Annotated in this window: 20 protein-coding genes, 2 pseudogenes and 1 riboswitch; of the genes and pseudogenes, 6 read left to right on the forward strand and 16 right to left on the reverse strand. The window is 73.1% G+C overall.

The annotated features are described in order from the left end of the window. Positions 1 to 19: 19 nt before the first annotated feature. From abc-f to ACIP63_RS15845, 3 genes are all read right to left on the reverse strand, one after another. A complete protein-coding gene (gene abc-f / locus ACIP63_RS15835; protein WP_401515795.1) occupies positions 20 to 1717 on the reverse strand; it encodes a ribosomal protection-like ABC-F family protein in 1698 nt (565 codons plus the stop codon). A 276-nt stretch (positions 1718 to 1993) separates the two neighbouring features. Further along, entirely contained in the window at positions 1994 to 2266 is a 273-nt protein-coding gene (locus tag ACIP63_RS15840; RefSeq protein WP_401515797.1) for a hypothetical protein, read from the reverse strand. Between the two features lie 113 nt (positions 2267 to 2379). After that, positions 2380 to 3957, reverse strand: coding sequence for a purple acid phosphatase family protein (locus ACIP63_RS15845; RefSeq protein ID WP_401515801.1), 1578 nt, complete (start codon positions 3955 to 3957; stop codon positions 2380 to 2382). Positions 3958 to 4269: 312 nt separating this feature from the next. Here ACIP63_RS15845 and ACIP63_RS15850 point away from each other — a divergent pair, with 312 nt between their 5' ends. Next, positions 4270 to 4665, forward strand: a complete 396-nt coding sequence (locus ACIP63_RS15850) for a DUF6355 family natural product biosynthesis protein (RefSeq protein WP_401515804.1) — start codon at positions 4270 to 4272, stop codon at positions 4663 to 4665. A gap of 90 nt (positions 4666 to 4755) precedes the next feature. Here the strand turns inward: ACIP63_RS15850 and ACIP63_RS15855 are convergent, their stop codons facing one another. Further along, positions 4756 to 5955 (reverse strand): PP2C family protein-serine/threonine phosphatase, encoded by a 1200-nt coding sequence (locus ACIP63_RS15855; protein WP_401515807.1) that lies wholly within the window; start codon positions 5953 to 5955, stop codon positions 4756 to 4758. A 25-nt stretch (positions 5956 to 5980) separates the two neighbouring features. Continuing rightward, positions 5981 to 6847: a GNAT family N-acetyltransferase gene (locus tag ACIP63_RS15860; protein ID WP_401515809.1), complete on the reverse strand. Its 867-nt coding sequence runs from the start codon at positions 6845 to 6847 to the stop codon at positions 5981 to 5983. Positions 6848 to 7323: 476 nt separating this feature from the next. Here ACIP63_RS15860 and ACIP63_RS15865 point away from each other — a divergent pair, with 476 nt between their 5' ends. From ACIP63_RS15865 to ACIP63_RS15880, 4 genes and pseudogenes are all read left to right on the forward strand, one after another. After that, positions 7324 to 8196: an RNA polymerase sigma factor SigF gene (locus ACIP63_RS15865; RefSeq protein WP_401515812.1), complete on the forward strand. Its 873-nt coding sequence runs from the start codon at positions 7324 to 7326 to the stop codon at positions 8194 to 8196. Between the two features lie 194 nt (positions 8197 to 8390). Further along, positions 8391 to 8830: pseudogene (locus tag ACIP63_RS15870) on the forward strand (PLP-dependent transferase); the annotation flags it as partial. 43 nt (positions 8831 to 8873) lie between these two features. Next, positions 8874 to 9005, forward strand: a pseudogene (locus ACIP63_RS15875) (homoserine O-acetyltransferase); the annotation flags it as partial. A gap of 58 nt (positions 9006 to 9063) precedes the next feature. Continuing rightward, positions 9064 to 10320, forward strand: coding sequence for a sulfite oxidase (locus ACIP63_RS15880; RefSeq protein ID WP_401515814.1), 1257 nt, complete (start codon positions 9064 to 9066; stop codon positions 10318 to 10320). 13 nt (positions 10321 to 10333) lie between these two features. Here the strand turns inward: ACIP63_RS15880 and ACIP63_RS15885 are convergent, their stop codons facing one another. Continuing rightward, entirely contained in the window at positions 10334 to 11227 is an 894-nt protein-coding gene (locus tag ACIP63_RS15885) for an NAD(P)-dependent oxidoreductase (RefSeq protein ID WP_401515817.1), read from the reverse strand. 49 nt (positions 11228 to 11276) lie between these two features. Then, positions 11277 to 11903 carry an adenosylcobinamide amidohydrolase gene (locus ACIP63_RS15890; protein WP_401516912.1) on the reverse strand — a complete coding sequence of 209 codons (627 nt, stop codon included), beginning with the start codon at positions 11901 to 11903 and terminating at the stop codon, positions 11277 to 11279. A 338-nt stretch (positions 11904 to 12241) separates the two neighbouring features. Between ACIP63_RS15890 and ACIP63_RS15895 the strand changes: the two genes are divergently transcribed. Continuing rightward, entirely contained in the window at positions 12242 to 13237 is a 996-nt protein-coding gene (locus ACIP63_RS15895) for a PRC and DUF2382 domain-containing protein (protein ID WP_401515819.1), read from the forward strand. Between the two features lie 57 nt (positions 13238 to 13294). Here ACIP63_RS15895 and ACIP63_RS15900 read toward each other — a convergent pair whose 3' ends face one another. The 9 genes from ACIP63_RS15900 to ACIP63_RS15940 form a co-directional block, all read right to left on the reverse strand. Further along, on the reverse strand, positions 13295 to 14125 hold the full coding sequence (locus ACIP63_RS15900; RefSeq protein WP_401515822.1) for an ABC transporter ATP-binding protein: 831 nt from the start codon (positions 14123 to 14125) through the stop codon (positions 13295 to 13297). Continuing rightward, on the reverse strand, positions 14122 to 15207 hold the full coding sequence (locus ACIP63_RS15905) for a FecCD family ABC transporter permease (protein ID WP_401515825.1): 1086 nt from the start codon (positions 15205 to 15207) through the stop codon (positions 14122 to 14124). Before ACIP63_RS15905 ends, ACIP63_RS15900 begins: the two co-directional genes overlap by 4 nt. Continuing rightward, positions 15204 to 16280: an ABC transporter substrate-binding protein gene (locus ACIP63_RS15910; protein WP_401515828.1), complete on the reverse strand. Its 1077-nt coding sequence runs from the start codon at positions 16278 to 16280 to the stop codon at positions 15204 to 15206. Before ACIP63_RS15910 ends, ACIP63_RS15905 begins: the two co-directional genes overlap by 4 nt. Positions 16281 to 16309: 29 nt before the next feature. Further along, a riboswitch (cobalamin riboswitch) is annotated at positions 16310 to 16497 on the reverse strand. A gap of 82 nt (positions 16498 to 16579) precedes the next feature. Next, entirely contained in the window at positions 16580 to 16750 is a 171-nt protein-coding gene (locus ACIP63_RS15915; protein ID WP_401515831.1) for a hypothetical protein, read from the reverse strand. Further along, complete coding sequence (locus ACIP63_RS15920; RefSeq protein WP_401515834.1) at positions 16747 to 18597, reverse strand: acyl-CoA dehydrogenase; 1851 nt, start codon at positions 18595 to 18597, stop codon at positions 16747 to 16749. Before ACIP63_RS15920 ends, ACIP63_RS15915 begins: the two co-directional genes overlap by 4 nt. Positions 18598 to 18642: 45 nt before the next feature. Further along, positions 18643 to 19593, reverse strand: a complete 951-nt coding sequence (locus tag ACIP63_RS15925) for a carbohydrate kinase (RefSeq protein ID WP_401515835.1) — start codon at positions 19591 to 19593, stop codon at positions 18643 to 18645. Positions 19594 to 19688: 95 nt separating this feature from the next. Further along, positions 19689 to 19952, reverse strand: coding sequence for a type B 50S ribosomal protein L31 (locus ACIP63_RS15930; protein ID WP_401515838.1), 264 nt, complete (start codon positions 19950 to 19952; stop codon positions 19689 to 19691). Between the two features lie 101 nt (positions 19953 to 20053). Then, positions 20054 to 21322: an MFS transporter gene (locus tag ACIP63_RS15935; protein WP_401515841.1), complete on the reverse strand. Its 1269-nt coding sequence runs from the start codon at positions 21320 to 21322 to the stop codon at positions 20054 to 20056. Between the two features lie 74 nt (positions 21323 to 21396). Then, positions 21397 to 22122, reverse strand: coding sequence for a helix-turn-helix domain-containing protein (locus ACIP63_RS15940; protein ID WP_401515844.1), 726 nt, complete (start codon positions 22120 to 22122; stop codon positions 21397 to 21399). Between the last annotated feature and the right edge of the window lie 22 nt (positions 22123 to 22144).

The raw sequence follows: 22144 nt of genomic DNA on the forward strand, positions 1-22144 counted from the left end.
CCGTCGAGCGTCTGCGTACCTACGTACGCGAGCAGCTCGCCCCCTCCGAGGCGTGGATTCCTGGGTCCGTCACCGCGCGGCCCGACCGGAGTTCCAGGCGTTCGCCGGTGAAGCGCCCGCGGAAGCTCCGGTCGTGCGAGACGACCACGACCGCGCCCGCGTAGCGGTCGAGCGCGGCCTCCAGCTCCTCGACCAGATCGAGCGCGAGGTGGTTCGTCGGCTCGTCCAGGATCAGCAGGTCCGCCGGGCGGGTCACCAGCCGTGCCAGGGCGAGCCTGCGCTGCTGGCCGATGGAGAGGGCCGCCACGGGCACGGTCAGGTCTTCCGGACGGAAGAGGCCGAGGGCCAGGAGTTCGTCCTCGTACTCGTCGGGGAACCCCGGCCGGCCGGCGGCGAAGGTGGCGAGCAGGGTGCGCCGGGTCGGCCGCGTGGGGAGTTCCTGCGGGAGGTAGCCGGTCCTGCCCCGGCGTCGGACCGCTCCGGCGTCCGGTGCGAGGTCACCGGCCAGGACGCGCAGAAGTGTGGTCTTCCCCGCGCCGTTGGGCCCGGTGACCAGGAGCCGCCGGCCCGGCTCGATACGCAACGAGGGCAGGTCCAGCCGATCGCCGACGCGGACCGCCTCCAGCTCGGCCAGGGGGGGCGCGTCGCCGCCCCCGGCCGCCGGGGAGCCGTCCCCACCGGCGAGAGCGAGGTCGGCGGTGAAGCGCAGCGGCCGTGGTGGCGCCGGGACGGGTGAGCGGCGCAGCGCTTCGAGGCGGGTCCTGGCGGACCTGACCTGGCCCGACAGTTTCGCCTCGTGCGACCTGCGGTGCTTGCCGAAGCCCTGCCCGGGGTCCTTGCCCGTCCCGGCGAGGCGCCGGCCGGCCGCGCTCACGAGTTCCTCGGTGCGGGCCAGTTCGGCCAGCCACTCCTGGTGCTCCTGGGCCCAACGGCGGCGCGCGGCAGCCTTCGCCCTGCGGTAGCCGTCCCATCCGTCGCCGTACCGGGAGACGCTCCGCCGGTCGCGGTCGACCTCCAGGATGACGGTGGTGATCCGCTCGAGGAACGCCCGGTCGTGGGTGACGGCGACCACGGTGCCCCGGTGGGCGCGGAGGTGGTCCTCCAGCCAGGCGACGGCGGCCGCGTCGAGGTGGTTGGTGGGCTCGTCGAGGAGCAGGAGTTCCGGTGCCGCGGCCAGCACGCAGGCCAGGGCCAGCCGGGACTGCTCACCGCCGGACAGCGTCCCGAGCGCGCGGCCCCGGGACAGGTGGCCCAGCCCGAGGCCGTGCAGCGCGGCGTCCGTCCTGGCGTCCGCCTGGTATCCGCCGCGCTCCTCGTACGCCGTCAGCAGATCCCCGTACGCGGCGAGCTGCGCGTCGGTGGGGTTCCCTTCGGACATCTGCTCCTCCGCCGTCCGGATCAGCCGCTCGAGGGCCCGGAGGCCGGCGAGGGCCGTGTCGACGGCGTCCTGGACCGTGCTGCGGGGGTCGAGGGTGAGGATCTGGGCGAGATACCCGGTGCCGCCGGGGAAGCTGACGGTGATGTCGCCGCTGTCCGGGGTCTCGGCTCCGGCCATCAGGCGCAGCAGCGTGGACTTCCCGGAACCGTTCTCGCCGATGACGCCGGCCTTCTCCCCGGGCCGGACGGTGAGAGACACGAGGTCGAGGACGGTCCGGTCGCCGTACGCCTTCGATACGTCGGTCATGGCCAGTTGGGCGCGGGGGTGCTGAAGAGGCATGGGTGCTTTCCCTGAAATGACAGGTCCTCGGCAGCGCGCACATCGACGTCACGGACGGAAGCGCGCATGCGGGACGGGGTGTCGGACAGCGGAGAGGACTGCGGCCGACGGCGTGACCGGGTAAGTCACGCGGCGACGGTCAGCGTCGCGCGGCGGCGTCCTGGCCGGGAATCAGAGAAAGAAGTAGTACGAACCCATGGCACCCATTCTAACCATGCCGAGGCGGCCCCAGGTGGACTCGGAACGCGGTCGCGGTCCACCGGGGGCCGGGCGGGGTCATCCCGTCGACTCGTCCGGGGTGGGGTGTTCCGGGTGGACGCCGGCGTTGCGGGCGCCGCTGCGGCCGGAGCCGGCCTCGTCGGGGTCCGGCCCGTCGGCGTCGGAACCGGCTTCCTTCTCCGTCTCGGGGCGTTCCGCACCCGGAGGGAGGATCACGTCGAGGGCGTCCTCGCCCTCCTGCGCCTGCTGGTCGGGCATGTCGGCGGGCACCGGCGGCGGGCAGCCCGTCGCCCCTGTGTAGGCGGTTCCCTGGGGCCTGCGGTCGGTCATGTCATCGCTCCCGTCGGTATGTGCCCATGCTGGTACGGGCGGGCCGGTCTCGCACCCTCGCGTACCCCCTGTGTCCCGCCCGACGCACGCCCGGCCCACCCGTTCCCCGCAGGTCAGCCGCGGCTGATCTCGAAGTGGTCCACGCGCTCGCCCGACTCGGCGAGCGCCGTGACCTTCATCCGGGGGTGCCTGCCGGCCTCCACCTCCACCGCGAGGAACGAGAAGCCGGTGTAGCGCACCCGGGACCACTCCACGGTCTCGGTCGCCCTTCCGCCGCCCTTGACCACGTGGTAGGTGTTCACGCTCTCGAGGTCCGAGACGTGGCCCTCGTAGCTGTCCGGTGCCGGGAAGTCGTACAGCGCCTTGCCCGCACCGCCGGCTGTGACGTACACGATGCCGTCCCGCGTCGGGTCTGTGCGCTCCCCGATCGGGACCGCGCGCCGGACCGTGTTCCCGAGGATCGCGTCGGTGCGCTCGTAGACATGGTTGTGGCCGTTGATGACCAGGTCCACCTGGTGCTTCTCGAAGAGCGGCACCCAGGCGTCGCGCACCCCGCCGTCCGAGGCGTGGGCGTTGGTCGTGGAGAACGCGCAGTGGTGGAAGAACACCACGACGAAGTCGATGTCGTCCCGCGCCCGCAGCTCTCCCAGACGCCGGTCCAGCCAGCGCGTCTGCTTGCCGTCGCTGATACCGAAGTTGGCCGGGATCTCGTACGAGACGTCGTTGGCGTCGAGCGCGATCACTCCCACGTTGCCGTGCGTGAAGGAGTAGGCGCCGGGCTGGCCGACCGGATCGGGACCGTTGTCCGGCAGCGTCCAGCGGGCGTTCTGGCCGCCGTAACCGTCGGGCGAGTACCAGGCCTCCATGTCGTGGTTCCCCGTGGTCACCATCCACGGCACGGTCTTGGACACCGTCTCGGTCTGGGCCAGGAACTGGTCCCAGGTGCGGGCGTCGTAGGAGTCGGTGGCCTGCCCCGAGCCGGACGGGTCGGCATAGCAGATGTCGCCCGCGTGCAGGTGGAAGGACGGGTTCTGGCCAAGGATCAGCTGGTCGTTGCCGAGCGCGTGGTAGCTGACGCCCTGGTCGCCGAAGGCCGTGAAGGTGAAGGACTCGGCGCGCGCTGGCGCGGTGGTGAGGGTGCCGAGCGAGCCGAGGTTACGGGTGTCGGCCGGGTCGAACCCGTCGTGGCCGACGCCGTAGTAGTACGTCGTGCCGGGCTTCAGCCGCTCCAGGGCCGCGTGCACGTAGAACTGCTCGGCGGCCGCGATCTTGCCGTCGTTCAGCAGAGGCGTCGTCAGGTGCCGTGTCTCCGCGTCGATCTTGCGGCTGAGCGCCCACGGCTTGAGGCCGATCCGGATGTACGGCCGCTTCACGGCGAAGGGAACCTGCCAGGAAACCGTCATCTGCGTCTTCGCGTCGGCCCCGTAGGCGAGGTGGCGGCCGAAGGGGGCCACCAGCGAACCGTCCACCTGCGTCGACCGGGCCCGCGACGTGATCACGTCCGGAGCGGAGGCGTACGCGGGCGGGGAGGTGAGGCCCGAGGCCAGACCGGTGCCCGCCACGGCCGCGGTCGCCACGCTCGTACGGAGAACACCGCGCCGAGTGAGACGGGTGCGCAGGTACGCGTGCTGCTCGGCCATGCTCATGCGGTCGGCGAGCTTCTCGGGGATTCCGAAACGGGGGATGTCCATGGCCGAAAACATCCACGGAATTCCTGACGGCCCGCCATCGGATGAGTGAACGCTACACGTACAGAACCCCATGAGTCCCTATGGTGAACATGACGTGTCGTCAGGGGGGATGAGGGGTGGGACGCCGCCCGGCACGCTCACCGCGGTCGGCACTCCGTGGCCCCCATCCCTTCGAGTGACATTCCGCAATGCCTCATGTACACAGCGTTAAGATGTTCCTGCCGGTGAGCGACGCGCGGTGGGCGGCATGGCGCCAGGCACAGTCGATCAGCCGGTCGTCCGTCGTCATATGGCTCACCGTAAGGAAATCCCGTGAAGCTCTCCCTGTCCCGTTCCCCTCGCGCGGTCCTCGCGCTGACGGCGAGCGCGCTCGTCGCAGCCGCGACCGTGGCGTCCGCGGCTCCGGCCTTCCCCGAATCCGCACGCGGTCCGGAGGTGCGGCAGGCCGGCCCCGTCTCCGCCGCGCAGTGCGGATTCTTCCGGTACAGCGTCCGCGAGTCGCAGTTCGCCGCGTACAACCACTGTGGCGAGACGACCGTGCTGGTCCATGTCGACGTCAGAGGGGGCGGAAGCGGGAACGACTTCCATCTCTGCGTCGGACCCGGCCCCACGCAGCTGCCCGGTGCCGGTCCGAACTACCTCAACGCGTACTACATCGGCGGCGCCGGATGCCGGGCCGGAGCCCGGAGCGGACACACGCCGCACTGAGGCGGATCGCGACGGGGCGGGGCGCGGTGGGCCCCGGCGGCGTGCGGTTCACGGGGCCTTGGCGACGAGGCCGGCTGCTTCGCGCCGGCGCTACTCGGTGGGACCGGTCCTCGCGGGGTCCTGGGGGGACACGGCCGCACACCCGCCGTCCGGCGGCCTGCTCAGCACCAGCACGGCCACGTCGTCGCGGCGTACACCGCCGGAGAAGCCCTCCAGGTCGGCCTGGAGGGCTTCGAGGACCTGATCCGGCTCACGCCCCGCCCACAGGCGGAGCCGCTCGTCGAGCGGGTAGAAGGTGCCCGACTCGTCGCGCGCTTCCGTCACCCCGTCGGTGAAGACCAGCAGGGCCGCGTCCGGCGGAAACCCGATCCACTCGGCCGCGCGCCCGTCGGCGCTGAGGTCCGCCATCCCCAGCGGCACGGACGTCCGGTGCAGGGCGACCGCCGACACCCTCCCGTCGCACAGCAGCCGGGGCGGCAGATGGCCGCAGTTGACGGCCCGCACCCGCTCACCACCGCCGAACCCGAGCAGCAGGGCGGTGACGAAGCGTTCGTCCTCGCCGGTCTCGGCGGAGAAGGCGTTGTGCCGGACGACGGCGTCCTCGACGGCGTCGGCCACCGCGGTGAGCTCGGGCTCCCTGACGGCCGCCTCCCTGAACGCCCCGAGGGCGGCGAATCCCGTCCCGATCGCGGGCAGCCCCTTGCCCTGCACATCGCCGATGATCACGCGGGTCCCGTAGGGCGACTGCACGACCTCGTAGATGTCGCCGCCGACGAAGCGGTCCTCCTCGATCGGCTCGTAGAGACCGTGGGCACAGAGCTGGCGCGTGACGACGGGGAGCGGGCGCAGGATCTGGCGCTGGAGCGCGACGGCGGCCGAGCGCAGCCTCGCCACCTCGGTGGCGTGCCGGATGCGTGCGGCACAGGCGACGACGCCCAGGGCGCTGGCGAGGGCGGTGAAGCCGATGAGGAAGACCACGTCCCAGAAAGCCCCGGTCGAGGCGATCCGGGACCCGACGACGACCAGCGTGACCCATACCGCCACGGCCGTGGTCTGGCGCACCGAGCAGAAGACCGACGCCAGCGCCGGCAGCACCACCATGAGCGGGATGAGAGGGAGCTCGTTACCGGTGAGGGCGTCGAGGAGGACGACCGCGACGGTCAGCAGGAGGAGCCACAGAGCGAGCGCCCAGTTCGCGATCCGGGAGGCGCCCGCCTCGGTCTCTCCCGGATCGGCGCCGGGCAGCGGAACGCTGCGCGCCGCCGACGGGCGCCGGAGTCCCATGACCACGGCACGCCTCCCGCCTGTTTCGTCCCTAACGCCCCACGTGTTCCAAGCTACCCGTCCCCTGGCCCCGGGTCCTGGCGTCGGCGTGCTGCTCCGCCTCCGCCGGGACGAGGGCCGAGAGGAAGCCGGTCCTGCGGCGCAGGGTGAAGCCGAGGGATTCGTAGAGCCGGATGGCGGAGGTGTTCGACGCGGCGGCGTGCAGGAAGGGTGTCTCGCCCCGCTCCCTGATGCCGTGGGCGACCGCCCTGACGAGGCGCGTCGCGAGTCCCTGACCCCGTACGGAGCTGTCGGTGCAGACGCCACTGATCTCGGTCCAGCCGGGTGGGTGCAGCCGCTCCCCCGCCATCGCGACGAGGACCCCGGCGCGGCGGATCCCGAGATAGGTGCCGAGCTCCACGGTGCGCGGCAGGAACGGGCCGGGGCGGGTGCGCTCGACCAGGTCCAGCATGTCCGGCACGTCGGCGGGGCCGAGCAGCACGGCCTCCGGGTCGGGGGCGGCGTCCACCGAGTCGTCCACCAGCTGGACGCCCTCGGCCTGGAAGACGATCTCCCAGTCGGCGGGCGGGGGCTCACGGAAGGCGGTGAGAGTGACGGGCGCTCCGGGCCCCGCGAGTGCGGCGACGTCGGCCCAGTCCTGGGCGTCGGGCGCGTCCGGCAGAGCGAGCCAGGGGGTGACGTCGGGGCGGTAGCGCAGGATGCGTCCGCGCCGCTCGGCGAAGTGGGAGTGCGGTCCGGTCAGCGAGGCGCGGGCGGGGTTGTCCAGCGGATGGGGCCCCTCGGCCTCCGCACCGGGACCGGGCACCCTCACGGTGGACGGGTCCGTCGTACGCGGCGTGGACGGGTCCGCGCTCCGTGAGGTGGGCGGGTTCGTGAGCGGGGATGTGGCCTCGGGCATGGACTCTCTCACTCCGTCGGTGTCGGCGGCCGGGGACAGGGATGGAAGGCCGCCGGGCCCGCTTCTATTCCCGGGCGGCCGGACCGTTCACACGCATGCGATCAACGCGCTCACCAGGGCGTCCTGCCGCCGTGGTGCCGCAAGAGGGCCGGGCGGACCGGCACGTGGGACAGGGCGTACGAACATGCTGCCGGTCCGGCGAATCGCGCACCACTGCACGGGATACGGCCCCAACGGACCTCGGCCTGTGGCACTCTGGATACGACCGCCCCACCGGGCTCCCCCGTACCGGTGGGGCGGTTCTGCGTGCTCCCGCGGAGCACGGAGCTCGGCCGTCGTGACCCGGAGGACGATCACGGCCGTTCTCGGCCAATCCAGGCATGGCTCTGGCTCAAATCGACTTCGGTCCGCATGAGTTGCGGACCACAGGGCAGGCGCATACACCTCAGGGCCCGCAATCTGAGGAGCGTGACGGGATGACCCTGCACACTGCACAGACCGCCGCCGCGGAACAGGCAGGTGCCCCGGACGGGCTCCCCTGGATCGAGAACGCAGGAAAGGTCGCCCCCCGGGACGCGCGGAAGCTGTCGAAGCTCTTCTTCGACGCCGTCCGGGAGATGGACGAGGGCACCGCCGAGTACCAGTACGCCCGGAACACGCTCATCGAGATGAACCTCTCCCTCGTACGGTTCGCAGCCGGACGCTTCCGTAACCGGGGCAGCGGCGACATGGAGGACATCGTCCAGGTCGGCACCATCGGCCTGATCAAGGCGATCGACCGCTTCGACCTCTCCCGCGAGGTCGAGTTCACCTCGTTCGCCGTGCCCTACATCGTCGGTGAGATCAAGCGCTTCTTCCGGGACACCACCTGGTCCGTGCATGTGCCGCGGCGGCTGCAGGAGTTGCGGGTGGAGCTCGCGAAGGCGAAGGAGACGCTCGCGACGGGCCTCGACCGTGATCCCACGGTGGGGGAGCTCGCCGAGTACCTCGGCCTCGACGAGGAGGAGGTCACCGAGGGTCTCGTCGCGGCCAACGGCTACACGGCGGGGTCGATCGACCTGCCGGCCGACGCCGCGGAACCGGTGGGCCGCGCGTCGGGCGGGCGCACCATGGCGGATGTCCTGGGCGAGCCCGACCCCGCGATGGAGACGGTGGAGAATCTCCAGACGCTCGCCCCGCTGCTGGGCGATCTCGACGCGCGTGAGCGCCGCATCATCGACATGCGGTTCGGCCAGGAGATGACACAGGCTCAGATCGGCGAGGAGCTCGGCATCTCGCAGATGCATGTCTCCCGGCTGCTCAGCCGCATGCTCGGCAAGCTGCGCAACGGGATGTTCACACAGGACTGACCCACGGCCGACGCCGGTCCGGCCCCGTCCGTGACGGGGCCGGCCCGGCGTGTCTGTTGCGGCGGCGTTGCAGCTTCGTGGCCACCTGCACGACCGGCTTCCGTCCCGGCGCGGGCGGCCTCTACGGTCCCTGTACGCCGCCGCGTCGCCACCGTGCTCGCGCGGACATCCCGACCGACCGTGCGAGGTATGACATGAGCCAGCCCGTCGACTCCGTCACCGCGGGACACACCTCCGAGGATCACGACCGGCAGGAAGCCGGTGCCGCCTGGTCCTCCGAGACGAAGCAGATCCACTCCGGCGCGGTCCCCGATCCGACGACCGGGGCCGGATCGCCGCCGTCGCGCTCGCCTCGGGCCAGGCGGCCGAGACGCCCGCGCTCCTGACACCGGCGGGCGCCGGCGACCACATCGTCTCCTCCGCCTCCCTCTACGGCGGTACGTACAACGTGTTCCGGCACACGCTCCCCCGCTTCGGCATCGGGGTGCCGTTCGTGGAGGACCCCGCCGACATCGAGGCGTTGCGTGCGGCGATCCGGCCGGCCACCGAGGCACTGTTCGCGGAGACGCTCGGCAATCCGCGGGGTGACGTCCTCGACATCCGGAGCGTGGCGGACGTGGCGCACGACGCGGGGCACCGAGGCGATGAACGCGCACGACGTGGGGCCGGGCCGTTGCGGTGTCGCGCGGGCACTGCCCCGGGCGGGCCGGCTCCGGATCTTCGGATCACCTCACGGACACGACGGGTTCCTCGTCGAGACCGACCAGGTGGGCGCACTCGTACGGGAGTTGCTGCCCCCGGACGGCTGAAGCGGCCCGATCCCGATTCCCGCCCCTGACCGACCTGACCTCTTCCCCTGGAGCGCCCATGAGTGCCGTACCGTCCGAAGCCGCGTACGACCGGAGCCGGCTCCGCCGATGGACCCGTGGCGGTGCGAGATCCGCGGGGATCGACCGCCGCGACCTGCTGAAACTGGTCGCCGCGGCCTCGGTCGCGGCCCCGCTGATCCCGGCCGCCGCGTCCCCCGCGCACGCGGCGCAGTCCTCGGCGGGCGTGGTGAAACCCTTGCCGCCCGAGCTGTTCACGGTGCGCGGCACCAATGCGGAGACGAACTTCGCGGCGCTGCGTGACACCGGGCTGCTGACCCCCGCCGACCGCTTCTTCGTCCGCAACCACACCGCGACCCCGGTCATCGACGCGGCGGACTGGAAGCTGACCGTCTGGGGCAGCGGACTGACCGGCGGTCCGGTGGACTTCTCGTACGAGGCCCTGCGCGCCCTGCCGTCCGTCTCCCGCACCGCGTTCGTCGAGTGTGCGGGCAACGGCAGGAGCTACTTCACCTCGCAGCAGGGACAGCAGGTCAGCGGCACCGCATGGACCCTGGGCGCGATCGGCACGGCGCGCTGGCGTGGGGCGCGGCTCGCCGATGTGCTGCGCCGGGCGGGCATCGGCCGGAACGCGGTCGACGTGCTGCCGCGCGGCCTGGACGCGGAGGTCGTCAGCGACGGGACGAACCTGGGCCGGGTACGCAGGCCCCTCCCGGTGGCGAAGGCCCTGGACGACGTCCTCCTCGCGTACGAGATGAACGGCGAGCCGCTGCCGCCCGACCACGGCGCACCGGTCCGGCTGATCGTCCCCTCGTGGGTGGGCATAGCGAACATCAAGTGGGTGGGCGACATCGAGGTGAGCGCGGAGCCGCTGCTGAGCCCGTGGAACACGGGCCTGTACAGGCTCTTCGGCCCGGGGTACCCGCCCGGGGGCAGCGCGCCGCTGGCCCGGCAGACGCTCAAGAGCGCGTTCGAGGTCGCGCCCGGCGCGACGTTCGCCGCGCACCGCAGGCATCTGCTCACGGGCCGGTCCTGGTCGGGCGGCGCACCGGTGCGCTCGGTCGAGGTCAGCACCGACGGTGGCGTCCGGTGGCACCGCGCACGGCTGCGCGACGAGCCCCGGGCCGGGAGCTGGGTCCGCTGGACCGCCGACTGGGTTCCGACGGCGCCCGGCCCGGGAGCGCTGCTCGCGCGGGCCACGGACCGGACGGGACGCACCCAGCCGGAGACGACGGCCCCCAACACGCAGGGCTATCTCTTCGACGCGGTGGTGAGGCACCCGGTGACCGTGGTCTGACCGACGGGGATCGTCAGGACCGGCCCGCGTAGTACGTGGCGATCATGTCCTGGCCGCCGTGTCCGGCCGCCTCCGCCCGGGTGAACCGCTCGGCGGAGGCGGCGACCAGGTCGAGCGTCACTCCGGAGGCCTCGGCCGCGTCGAGGATCAGCCGGGAGTCCTTGAGCGCGGTCGAGAGCGCGAAGCTCGGGCTGAGCTCGCCGGAGAGCACCGCCGCGGACTTGCTCTGGAGATACGGCGTGTCCAGCGGGCCGCCCTTCATGGCGTCCAGGAAGAGCTGCGGGTCGAGCCCGAGTCCCTCCGCGAGGTTGAGGCACTCCGCCACGCTGTTGACCATGTTGATCACCCAGGTGTTGGCGACGAGCTTGAGCCGCGTGGCGGCCCCCGGTTCCTCACCGACCCACACGGTGCGCCGGCCGATGGCCTCCAGGACGGGCAGTGCGGTGGCGCGGGCGGTCGAGGGGCCCGAGACGAACACGGTGAGCGTGCCCTGCTCCGCGGGCTGCTTCGTGCCGGAGACCGGGGCGTCCAGATAGACCAGCCCCAGCCCGGCGGCCCGGTGGGCGAGGTCGGTCGTGGCGTCGAGGCCCACGGTGGCGCTCTGCAGCCAGACCTGCCCCGGACGCAGACCGGGCGTGGCGGCGGTGAGGGTCTCCGCCACGGCCCGGCCGTCGTTCAGGGCGGTGAGGACGACGTCGGCTCCGCGTACCGCTTCCTCGGGCGTGTCCGTCACGGTGGCGCCGTGGACGGCCAGCGGTTCGGCCCTGGACCGGGTGCGGTTCCAGACCCTGACGGGTAGCTGCTGCCTGAGCAGGCTGCCGGCCATCCCGGCTCCCATGATCCCGGTGCCGAGGACCGCGACGGTCGGCGTGCCGGGGGCGGCGTCGGCGGGGGATGCGGTGGTCATGGGGAGGTTCCCTTCGTCGGTGCGGGCTGGTTCTCGGGACCGGTGGGTCTCAAGACTGCCGCAGGGCGCTCTCCAGGGCGGCGCGGTGCACGGCTCTGGCGAGTCGCGCGCCCCAGCGCGAACGCGGTCCGGCGAACGGCTCACCGGGCCGCCCTCCCGGGTCCGGCGCGGCGACGCACACCGCGTCGGTCGGGGTCCCGGAGCAGTCGAGTCCGGCCTCCACGAGCGCCTGGACCTTCGCCTCGGTGGCAGTGGCCACCGCGTTGACCAGGGCGGCGTCGGAGAGTGCCACGGGAAGGGTGACGACGATGTTGACGGTTCCCGGCGGCCTCGGGCCGTCGGTGCCCTCGGCCGGGGCCGCGGCCCATCCCCGTACGCCGAGGCCGCTGGTGACGGTCGCGGTCACTCCGCCGTCGTCGGCGACGGTGTGCGCGGTGACGTCGGCGGCGGTCATGAGTCCCGCGCCCGGCCCGTCGAGCGCCTCGGCCGCTGCGATCTCGGCGAGGTGCCGGTCGGGGTCGAGCCGGGGGTACCCGCCGGGCACCTGGGCGTTCAGGATCCAGGCCCGCGGGCCGATCCCGCCGCCGAGCACGGCGCTGCTGCACACCCGCCACCCGGGCCCCAGCCGCCAGACCAGATGGTGCAGCCCGAGGCCGTCCTCCTGCCGGGCCAGCAGCTCGCCCCGCTGCCGAGGCGGACGGATGACTGCGGATCCGATGACGCACCCCCGTGACAGGCCTGCCGACCGTCGGCAACGGCGTCGATCATACGGGCGGGCCAGGACCGCGCAGCCGGTGCACCCGGGAGAGTGGGCTCACTCGAATGGCGTAACGCCCGTGGCGGGGCCGATAGCCGCGTGGAACGGGGCCACCGCCCCTCCCCGGTGTCCTGGGCCGCTGGCCGACCGGGCCGGGAAGTTGCACCGTCCAACCGGGTGAGGCGCGATGGAAGCCGGACGCGCCTCCCCTGCTGGACCCATACCGCAGGACGCGCCCGGGCGAGGAGGAATCGGCCATGGGAGCCGCTGACGGTTTCACGGATTCCGGAGAACTCGACGGTCTGACCGTCTACGACAGCGACGGAGAGAAGGTCGGCACAGTCGGGCGGGTGTACGTCGACGACGACACCGGCAAGCCCGACTGGATCACGGTCAAGACCGGCATGTTCGGCATGAAGGAGAGCTTCGTTCCGCTTGCCGGAGCTCGCCGGGTTGGCTCCGACCTGCACGTCTCGCATCCGAAGGACCGCGTCAAGGACGCCCCCCGGGTGGACGCGGACGCGCACCTCTCCGTTTCGGAGGAGGAGGAGCTCTACCGGCACTACGGGTTGACCAGGAAGGCCACCGGACGCGCCGGAGCGGGCGGCGACGCGCGCACGACGACCGGGACCGGAACGGGAACCATGGGTGCCGCGGGTGCGGCCGGGGCAGCCGGTGCGGCCGGCACCGCCCGCACGACCTCCGGCGGCCAGGCGAAGGCCACCGGCACCACCGCCGGCATGGGCAGGCACCGCGACACGGAGACCTCCTCCACGTCCCGCCCGCTCGCCGGAGCCGGAGCCGAGCGGTCCGCCGCGGGTGCCGGCGGCCGTGAGGAGATGGTCCGGTCCGAGGAGCAGCTCCAGGTCGGCACGGAGGAGTACGAGAGCGGAAAGGCACGCCTGCACAAGTACGTCGTGACCGAGAACGTCACGCGGACGGTGCCGGTGTCCCACGAGGAGGTGCGCGTGGTGCGCGAGCCTCTGCAGCCGGGCGAGAAGGTCACAGGTGTGAAGGGCACGAACGACCTCGGCGAACAGGACGTCGAAGTCACCCTGCACGCCGAACGAGCCACCGTCCGCAAGGAGGCTGTCCCCGTGGAACGGGTCCGTCTCGAAACCAGCAAGGTCACCGAGCAGAAGGAAGTCTCCGCCGAGCTCCGCAAGGAGAAGATCGACTACGCGGACGGCAAGGACGACATGGGCAGCGGCAAGGACATGGGCGGCGAGTTCGGCCAGGGACGTCGTCGCTGACCCCTCACACAGCGGCGAAAGGCCGCGCGACAGCAGCGAGGGGCGGACCCGGGTGGTTCACGGGCCCGCCCTCTCGTCGCGCTGTTGCCGGCGGACGGCTTCTCCCGGCAGAAAACGCACGGAGGGGCGCCCGTCGGGCCCTTCCGGCGTGACCACCGCTCGTACCCGGTAGACGTCGGCGATGAGTTCCTCGGTGATCACCTCCGAGGGCGTTCCGCCGGCGACCACCCGGCCTTCCTTCATGACCGTGACCCGGTCGCAGAACATGGCGGCCAGATTGAGGTCGTGCAGCGCGACCACCGCGGTGACGGGCAGCGCGGCGACCAGGGAGAGCAGTTCCAGCTGGTGCTGGATGTCCAGGTGGTTGGTGGGCTCGTCCAGCAGGAGTTCACGCGGCTGCTGGGCGAGGGCGCGGGCGATCTGCACCCGCTGCCGCTCACCACCCGACAGGGTGTGCCAGGACTGTGCGGCACGGTCGGCGAGCCCGGTGCGCGCCAGGGCCTCGCGTACGGCGGCATCGTCCTCGGGTCCGGGCGCGGACCAGGCCCGCCGGTGCGGGATGCGGCCGAGGCGTACGACGTCCAGCACGCTCAGGTCGACCTGGGTGACCGCGTGCTGGTCGACGACGGCCACGCGGCGGGCCACGCCTCGCCTGCCGGTCTCGGCGAGCGTGCGGCCGTCGAGGGTGACGACGCCCGCGCCGGGGGCGATGACGCCCGCCATCACCCGCAGCAGCGTGGTCTTGCCGGAGCCGTTGGGCCCCAGGAGTCCGACGGTGGTGCCGGGCGGCGGCGCGATGCTCACTCCGTCGAGGACGATCCGCCCGCCGGCCTCCCTGCTGACCCGGTCGGCCCGCAAACCGTCACCGGGGACCGCTGTCCGGTTCACGCGCTCCTCCGGGTGCGGTGGAGGATGAGGACGAAGACGGGCACCCCGATGAGTGAGGTGACCACGCCGACCGGGACCTCCTGCGGGTCGAGGACGGTCCTGGCCAGGGTGTCGACCCAGACCAGGAACACGGCTCCGGCGAGAGCGGTCACCGGCAGCAGCCGCCGGTGCCCCGAACCCGTCAACGCCCGGGCGGCGTGCGGCAGGACGAGGCCGACGAAACCGATGGCTCCCGCCGAACTGACCAGCGCCGCCGTCAGGAGCGCGGTGGTGCAGAGCAGCACGATCCGGGTGCGCCCCACGTGCACCCCGAGGGCGGCCGCGGCGTCCTGGCCGAAGGCGAAGGCGTCGAGCGTACGGGCGTGGCCGAGGCAGATCAGCAGCGTCACGGCCAGCACGGCCGAGCACATCCACACATCGCTCCAGCCCACCCCGCTCAGCGAGCCGAGCAGCCAGAAGAGCACGCCCCGGGTCTGCTCGGCGTCGGCGGCGGTCATCACGACGAAGGACGTGAGCGCGGAGAAGAGCTGCATGGCCGCGACCCCGGAGAGGACGACCCGGTCGGTGGATCCGCCGAGGGTGTGGCTGAGCAGCAGGACGAGGGCGAACGAGCACAGCGCCCCGGCGAACGCACCGCCGGAGACCGACACGGCTCCGCCGCCGACACCCAGGACGACGACCACCACCGCCCCGGTGGACGCCCCGGAGGAGACGCCGAGGACGAAGGGGTCAGCGAGCGGGTTGCGCAGCAGCGACTGCATCACGGTGCCGCACACCGCGAGTCCGGCCCCGCACACCGCGGCGAGCAGGGTGCGGGGCATGCGCAGGTTCCAGATGATGCCGTCCCGGATCGGGGTCAGCCGCCCGTCTCCCAGGCCGAGGTGCGAGGCCACCGCGGACCAGACGTCCGGGACGGAGATACGGGCGGGTCCGATCGTGACGGCGACCGCGACGGAGAGGAGGAGCAGGGCGACCCCGGCGCTCCACAGGACACCGTCGCGCAGGATCAGGGCTCCGGGGGCCGTCCGGACCGCGGGCGGCTGCTCCGCCCGTACCTCCGGGGCGCGTTCGGTCTCCGTCACCCCGCGAGCCCGAACGAGCGCAGACCGGCCGCGACGCGCTCCACGCCCTCCACGGTCCGGATGGTCGGATTCATCGCCTGGCCGCTCAGCAGGACGTACCGTTTGTGCCGGACGGCGTCCATGTTCTTCGTGGCGGGGTTGGACTCCAGGAACTCGATCTTCTTCGCCGCGCTCTCGGCCGTCTGCGACTTCCGGGTCAGGTCCCCGATGACCAGTACGTCGGGGTTCCGGTCGGCGACGGTCTCCCAGTTGATCTGGGGCCATTCCTCGTGCGTGTCGTCGAAGACGTTCTTCGCGCCGAGCTCCTCGGTGATGATGCCGGGGGCGCCGCAGCACCCGGCCAGGTACGGGGCCTCGGAGTTGGCGAACCAGTAGAGCATCGTGGTGCCGGACGCGTCGATGTCCGCGGTCGCCCTGTCGACGCGGCCGCGGAGGCTCTTCACCAGCTTCTCGCCCCGTTGCGGGACGCCGAACACCTTGGCCAGGTCGCGTACTTCGCCGTAGACGCGGTCCATGGTCAGGGGCTCGGAGCGGGAGCCGTCGCTGCTTCCGGTGTTGTCCTTGCCCGCGCAGTCGGAGGGTGCGAGGTACGTCGGTACGCCGAGCTCCTCGAACTGGTCGCGGGACGCCACCCCGCCCTTGCCGAGGGTGGACTCGAACGAGGCGCTGACGAAGTCGGGTTCCTCGGCGAGGACCTTCTCGGAGGAGGGCTGGTTCTCGGCGAGGCGCTTCACCGTGGATTCGTCCTTCTCCAGGCCCTTCATCACCGGGTCCGTCCAGGTCGCGGTGGCGGCCAGCCTGTCGGCGAGGCCCAGGGAGAGCAGGATCTCCGTCGATCCCTGGTTGAGGGAGACGGCGTGACGCGGTGGCGAGTCGACTCTCACCGTACGGCCGCAGTTCTTCAGGGTCACGGGGAAGCCGTCGCCGGCGGCGTCCCGTGCTGCGCCGTCAGGGGTGCTTCCGCCTCCCCCGCAGGCGGTCAGAAGGACGACAAGTCCCGCGATGAGCAGGGCTGTTCGGCGTGCGGTGCTGGCTATGGGCGGCACGGAGTCCTCGGCATTCTCTGGGCTCATGCGCGGAGCCCGTACGGAGTTCCGCTCCCGGTGCGGAAGCGGTTGCCAGCAGGTCTTCGGACTCGGGTTCGTCCGGACGAGGCGCCTTCCCGGTGCACCCGAGGGTTTCCCAGTGGCTGTGGCCCCGCCCGTCCCCCTCACCGCTGCGCGTCAGCTCCGGATTCTCACCGGATTCCCTGACTCCACGTGGAGTGTGACTGGCGTCTGCAAGCTATCACGCGGCGCGCCGGCGGCCTCGGGGGCCGTCGCCGGTACGGCGGGGGCTTCTCCCCCTCCGTACCGGCCGGCCGTCGGGCGGGTCAGCCCTTGGGGCGAACCGATTCGCCGCCGTCGTCCTGCGGCTTCCCGCCGCGGCGGGCGAGCACGGACGTGGTGCCCCAGTAGGCGAGCAGGACGGCGCGCAGTCCCAGGATCTCCAGGTGCTCGCCCAGGCGGCAACAGGCAGCCCGCCCCTTGCTTCCGGCGCTCATCGGGCGCCCGCCGGGCGCGTGTTCCACGGGCCCCCGGGGTCGTCGTACGCGTCCGCGTAGCCGGGTCCGGCGATCGGCCAGTCGGCGAGGAGTGCCTCCGGCAGCGCGAAGGAGTCGGCCAGCTCCGGGGCGTGCGCGGCGACGGCCGTGAGGAGCTCCTCCACGGCCTCCGGCAGGGCGTCCACCTGAGAGGCGCTCAGGAGGCCGGCGGCCAGCAGGTCACCGCTGTTGCGTGACACCCATTCTAGGGCGAACAGCCGCTCCAGCTCCCCGAGCCGGTCCCTGGCCGCCCCGTCGGGCAGCGTCGCGCGGGCCTCCGCGTAGGCCTCGGCGGCCTGCCGGTACGCGTAGGCCTCGACCCCGCGCAGGGCGGGGCCGGAGGCCGCGTTCCACCGGCCGAGGGTGTCGGCTTCGGGCGCCCGCAGCGCGCGGGTCCTGGCCCGGGCGAACCAGATGTCCTGGACCGAGGTGAGGAGCCGGCCCAGGAAGTACGGGTCGGAGAGGTCCCCGGGGTGCGGGGCCCGGTCCCGGGCGGCGTCACCGCCGGGCTCGGCGGCGAGGAGCATGTCGGCCGCCGCCTTGGCGTACAGGGCGATGTTGTCGCCCTCCGCGGTGATGGCCCCCTCCACGCCCGTGACGAGTTCGGTCATGCCGTTGTTCTCCAGCAGCGCCTGCGCGCCGCAGCGTTCACGGCTCTCGACGATGACGTCGCGGGCCCGCCAGGTGATCCACGCCTTGGCGACATCGACCAGTCGTACCGCGTCCGTCCGGGCGCGCTCGTCCGTACAGGCTTCCCAGCGTTCCTGCGCCCTGCGGTACAGCAGACTCATGGCGAAGACCATGGCCATGGCCGAGGCGAGCGGACCGTGGTGCGTCCGGTGGGCGTTCACCGGCACCGGTGGGGCGCCCCGGGAGCCGGAGATCATCCGGTGGCCGCCGTAGCGTACGGCGACCGCCAACGTCGCGCGGGCCGAGCCCGCCGCGCAGGCGCTCATGGAGATCCGGCCGGGGGTGACCCGCCCGATCGAGGTGAGGAAGCGCCGCCGCCTGTCCCCCGGTCCCGTTCTGAACTCCCCCGGCGCGTCGCCCTCCTCGGCCGGCCCCAGCAGGGCGTCCCGTGCCACGAAGAGCCGGTCGAACGAGGTCAGGCAGTGGTCCACCGGGCTGCCCATCCGGGCCGGGAGCCGCCGCACCCGGACACCGGGCAGCGCCTGCGCGTCGTCGGTGAGCGGCACCAGGAAGAGCCGTACCCCGTGGTCGGAGCCGTCGGCCACCAGGCGGGCGGCGACCAGGCCGGACTTCGCTCCGCCCGCCGGGCTGGTGTTGGGCATGAACTTCTGCGCACCCGGGTTCGGGGTGTGCAGGACGAAGCCGTCCCGCTCACGGTCGTAGGTGGCGGTGGTCTCCATGGCCGCGGCGTTGTTGCCGTGTGCCACTTCCGTACAGAGGAAGGTGCCGATGCGCCGCATCGACAGATAGTCCGACAGGTCGCGGCGGCCGGCGCAGCCGTGGTCGAGGAGGCTGCCGAGGAAGAGGTTGTAGTGGATGCCCGCCACGGTGGTCAGCGCGGGGTCCACCGGGCCGAGCCAGGCGTGCAGGGCGGCCAGCGCGCGGGGGTCGGCGGCGAGGCGTGCTCCGCTGTCGAGGGAGAGGTTGAGGATCCGCAACCGGTCGTAGGCGAGGTCCAGTCGCTCTTCGGGCGTTCCACCGGCGGGGCGGCGGAACGGTTCTGTGCTGATCAGCCGCTGCCAGAATCCGTGCTCGCGGCGGTATTCCGGGCCGAGGACGACGCCGGTCAGCAGTTCGGTGGTGGACGGTGGGGCGGTGTCGGTAAGGGTCACGGTCATAACGAAATCAACGACCGTGGTGCGGGCGAGGACACCCCTGGACGCTTACGGCTCCGGGACCGGCACGCTGGTCAGAGCCGCTGCCAGCTCCTCCTCGTCGGGAGGCAGGGCACCGGCCCGTCCGACGGTCACGGCGGCCGCCGCCACGGCGTGACGCAGGACGTCCCCCAGGACGGCGGCGTCCGGCGAGCGCAGCCGTGCGCGGGCCTGTCCTCCGAGCAGTCCGTGCGAGGCCAGGGCGTGCAGCGTGGCGGACATGAAGGCGTCGCCCGCGCCCACCGTGTCCGCGACCCTGACGGGTGGCGCGCCGGCGCTCACGGTCGCGCCGGGCACGAAGGCCGTCGCTCCTCCTGCGCCCCGGGTGAGCAGGACGACCGCGGGCCCGGAGCGCAGCCACCGCTCGGCGGCCGTCTCCGGCGCCTCGTCCGGGTACAGCCATCGCAGGTCCTCGTCGCTGGCCTTGACGATGTCGCTGAGCGCGACCCAGTGCTCGGCGCGGTGTACCGCACGGGCGTGGTCCCCCATCAGTCCGGGCCGGACGTTGGGGTCGTAACTGACGGTCGCCGCCGCGCGGAGTGACCCGACGAGGTCCAGGACGGTGTCCGCGCCCGGGTCCAGGGCGGTGGCGAGGGACCCGGTGTGCACGTGCCGGGGCGGCTCCCCGGACCACGTGACCGGGCCCAGCGTCCAGCTGATCTCGAAGGTGTACGTGGCCCGGCCCGCCTCGTCGAGCTCCACCGTGGCGGCGGGAGTGGGCGCACCGCTGCCGTCGTCGAGGACCCGTACCCCGGCCGAAGCCAGGTGCTCCTCGATCAGCCGCCCGTCGGGGTCCGGGCCCAGCTGGGTGATCAGGGTGGTGCCCCGGCCCAGCCTGGCCAGACCGTACGCGACGTTCGCGGGGCTGCCGCCGGGGTGGGTCCGGTCGGGCGCGCCCGGCAGCCGGACGATGTCGGCGACGCATTCGCCGATGACCAGCAGGTCGGGGCTGTCGGGCATGGGGGCGGGTCTCCTGGAGAACGCGGGCGGTCGTGGTGAGGGGGCGAACCGCCGCCGATTCTGCCCGGGCGCGGGGAACCGTGGTGACCCGGGGCTCAGGAGGCGTCGTCACGCCCCTCGTCGCCGTAGCGCCGCTCGAACTTGGCGACCTGTCCCTCGGTGTCGACCACCCTCGCCTTACCGGTGAAGAACGGGTGGCTCTCGGCGGAGATCTCCACGTCGATGACCGGGTAGCTGTTGCCGTCGTCCCAGTCGATCGTCTGCTCGCTCGACGCGGTGGACCGGGTGAGAAAGGCGTACCCGGCGGAACGGTCACGGAAGACCACGGGACGGTACGACGGGTGCTTGTCCTGCTGCATCTCTGCTCCTGGAGGTACGGGGATCTCGCGTCCCGGCTTCGGGCCAGCGTCCCGAAGGGCGGCGGCGGGCGCGATCCGGGACGTCCGTACGGAGCAGCGGATCAGCCCCCGTGCCGCTCGGGGGCGGGGGCGGCCTTCGGAGCGGAGGCGGTGCGCCGGGTCCACAGCAGGGCTCCGGCCAGCAGCACCACGGCACCGAGCAGCCAGGGCAGCGGCCCCGCGGGCAGTGCGCCGATGACCAGGCCGGCGGCCGCCCCCACGAGTTGCTGGGCCAGCGACTGCACGGAGAGGGCCGTCGCCCGGCCGGAGGTGTCGACGCGGCGGTGCAGGAGGTCGTTCTCGGTGGGCCCCGCGGCGCCCAGGCCCAGATAGACCAGTCCGTAGCCGACGACGGCCATGGTCAGCGCGGGCGCCCCGGTGGCGGACACGGTGGCGCCGAGCGCCAGCAGACCGGCCACGCTCGCACCGAGGCTCGCCAGGACCGCGCGTTCCGCGTCTCCCGCGAGCCGGGCGACGAGCGGCGCCAGCTGGCTTCCGAGCGCCGAGCACGCGAATCCGGCGGCGGCCAGGCCGGCGAAGAGGACCGCGCCGGACTCCGGGGCCCCGGTCGACGCGGCGGCGCGGCCCGGGGTGAGCAGTTCGAGGGCGGCCAGAGCCGTCCCCACGGCGCCCGTGGTCATCAGGATGCGCCGGACCAGCGCGTCCCCGGCGCCGAGCCTGAGCCCCGCGGCGACGGCACCGGGAACGCCCCGCAGGACGCCGCGCAGGGTGGCCGTGGGGCGGGGCGGCTCCGTGAGGGCGGTCAGGACGTAGCCGACGAAGACGATGTCGACGGCCACACCGAGGAGCACGGGTACGGAGAGCGGCAGGACCAGGTCCGAGGTGAGCGCCCGCAGCCGGGCCCCCGGGTCCGGGCCGAGGCCGAGCAGCCAGGGCAGCGCCCCTCCGAGGAGGACGCCGAGCGCGACGGCGCCGGACGAGGCGGCGCTGCCGCGCGCCAGCCCCGTACGGAGATCGGCGTCGGGGCCGGAACGGGCGTGAACGGTGTCGACGTACCAGGCTTCGGCGGGCCCGCTGGACAGGGCGCGGCCCGCGCCCATGAGGGCCGTGCCGAGGGCGATCACCCAGGGTGTGGTTCCGAGGCCCATGAGGGTGAGGGCGCAGGCGTTGAGCAGACCCGCGCCGGCCAGGACGGCGCGGCGGCCGATGACGTCGGAGAGGCCGCCCGTGGGGAGCTCCAGAGCGGCGGCGGTCAAGGAGTGTGCGGCGAATGCGGCGGCGACGGCGGTGAGTGCCAGACCGCGCTCGGTGAAGAGCAGCACCATCGGCGCCATGACGAGGCCTGCGGGGAGCCAGAAGAGGAAGGACACGGCGACGAACCTCCGGCGCGCCGTGCGTTCGTCGGGTAGGGCGGCAGGGGCCTTCCCGCCCCCGGGCGGCGAGGTCACCGGGCTCTTCCGCCGTCGGGCGCGGCGTCGGCGGCGGGTGCGGCACCGCCGTCGGACGCGGCACCGCCGTCGGGCGCGGCACCGCCGTCGGACGCGGCACCGCCGTCGGACGCGGCGTCGGCGGCGGGTGCGGCCGGCCCGTCCGGAGCCAGCGGGAGTCCGGCGGTGAGCAGCACGACCTGCCGCGCGCGGGGGTCGTGCTCGTCGCGTGCGGTCAGCTCGGCGAGCTTCTCCCCCATCGCGTCGCGGAGTTCGCGCAGGGACTCCGGCGTCAGTCGCGGCATCAGGTCGTCGATCCCCGAGGGGTCGTGCCATTCCTCGCCGAGGCGGCCCGCGTCGATGTCCGCCTCGTGCCGCTCGATGGACTGCTGCAGGTGCTCGAGCTGGCGGCGCCGTCCCAGCACCAGCATCGCCCGGCCCGCGGGCGTCGCCAGCATGGCCGCGTTGTCCGCCGAGGTGACGGAGTGCACGGCCCGCCAGCGGCGCTCACGGCCGTCGCGGTGCTCCGCCTCCGCGACGAAGGCGTACTTGGCGAGCACCCGCAGGTGGTAGCTGGTCGAGGCGGACGACTCCCCCGTGCTGACCGCCAGCTCGCTCGCGGTGGCGGGACCGTGCAGCCGCAGGAGGCCCAGCAGCCTCAGCCGCAGGGGGTGGGTGAGGGCCTTGAGGGCCGCCGGGTCCCGCTCGGGATCGAGCACACGGTGCGTCGCGTCGCTGTCCATGGCGGCAGCCTAGGGCGCGTCC

This window comes from Streptomyces sp. NPDC088746 (genome assembly GCF_044751065.1).
GTDB lineage: Bacteria > Actinomycetota > Actinomycetes > Streptomycetales > Streptomycetaceae > Streptomyces.

Coding starts and splice junctions, on each gene's coding strand:
- abc-f (WP_401515795.1), bottom strand. CDS start 1,717: ATGCCTCTTCAGCACCCCCGCGCCCAACTGGCCATGACCGACGTATCG.
- ACIP63_RS15840 (WP_401515797.1), bottom strand. CDS start 2,266: ATGACCGACCGCAGGCCCCAGGGAACCGCCTACACAGGGGCGACGGGC.
- ACIP63_RS15845 (WP_401515801.1), bottom strand. CDS start 3,957: ATGGACATCCCCCGTTTCGGAATCCCCGAGAAGCTCGCCGACCGCATG.
- ACIP63_RS15860 (WP_401515809.1), bottom strand. CDS start 6,847: ATGCCCGAGGCCACATCCCCGCTCACGAACCCGCCCACCTCACGGAGC.
- ACIP63_RS15865 (WP_401515812.1), top strand. CDS start 7,324: ATGACCCTGCACACTGCACAGACCGCCGCCGCGGAACAGGCAGGTGCC.
- ACIP63_RS15880 (WP_401515814.1), top strand. CDS start 9,064: ATGAGTGCCGTACCGTCCGAAGCCGCGTACGACCGGAGCCGGCTCCGC.
- ACIP63_RS15885 (WP_401515817.1), bottom strand. CDS start 11,227: ATGACCACCGCATCCCCCGCCGACGCCGCCCCCGGCACGCCGACCGTC.
- ACIP63_RS15895 (WP_401515819.1), top strand. CDS start 12,242: ATGGGAGCCGCTGACGGTTTCACGGATTCCGGAGAACTCGACGGTCTG.
- ACIP63_RS15910 (WP_401515828.1), bottom strand. CDS start 16,280: ATGAGCCCAGAGAATGCCGAGGACTCCGTGCCGCCCATAGCCAGCACC.
- ACIP63_RS15915 (WP_401515831.1), bottom strand. CDS start 16,750: ATGAGCGCCGGAAGCAAGGGGCGGGCTGCCTGTTGCCGCCTGGGCGAG.
- ACIP63_RS15920 (WP_401515834.1), bottom strand. CDS start 18,597: ATGACCGTGACCCTTACCGACACCGCCCCACCGTCCACCACCGAACTG.
- ACIP63_RS15925 (WP_401515835.1), bottom strand. CDS start 19,593: ATGCCCGACAGCCCCGACCTGCTGGTCATCGGCGAATGCGTCGCCGAC.
- ACIP63_RS15930 (WP_401515838.1), bottom strand. CDS start 19,952: ATGCAGCAGGACAAGCACCCGTCGTACCGTCCCGTGGTCTTCCGTGAC.
- ACIP63_RS15940 (WP_401515844.1), bottom strand. CDS start 22,122: ATGGACAGCGACGCGACGCACCGTGTGCTCGATCCCGAGCGGGACCCG.